Here is a 595-nt window from a genome sequence, read left to right as displayed (position 1 = left end):
CGACCGGCCCACATACCCCACACCCACACCACGACCAGCCACATACAACTCACCCACCACACCAACAGGCACCGCACGCAACCACCCATCCAACACAAACAACGCCGCCCCCGGCACCGGAACCCCAATCGGCGGCACCCCCGATTTCGGTGTCAGCGGTGCACTGATGGCCACACACATCGTGGTCTCAGTCGGGCCATAGGCGTTGACCATCACCCGGCCAGGCGCCCACCGATCCACCACCTCAGGCGGGCAGGCTTCACCAGCGATCACCAACGCCACCGATTCCAAACCCTGCGCCGACAACGCCGCGACCGCCGACGGTGTCTGACTCAACACCGTGACTTGCTCGGCCACCAACAGAGCGTGGAAATCCTGCGGTGAACTCACCACGTCTTCGGGTACGACGACTAACCGCCCACCACGCAGCAAGGCACCCCAGATCTCCCACACCGAAACGTCGAAGCTATAGGAATGCCACTGCGACCACACACCCTCACGCGGGAGTCTGGTATCCAGCGAGTCGATCAGGTCGGTGACGTTGCGGTGCGCAATCCCAACACCTTTAGGCACACCGGTAGTGCCCGAGGTGTAA

General features: G+C 62.9%; 1 protein-coding gene. It reads right to left on the bottom strand.

Features of this window, described 5'->3' with window-relative positions:
- Positions 1–595, bottom strand: a 595-nt coding sequence (locus DB708_RS03520; protein WP_133250972.1) for an AMP-binding protein, incomplete at both ends; no start/stop codon positions are given.

It is taken from the genome of Mycobacterium montefiorense, assembly GCF_003112775.1.
GTDB lineage: Bacteria > Actinomycetota > Actinomycetes > Mycobacteriales > Mycobacteriaceae > Mycobacterium > Mycobacterium montefiorense.
This window is presented reverse-complemented; position numbering and strand designations above follow the sequence as displayed.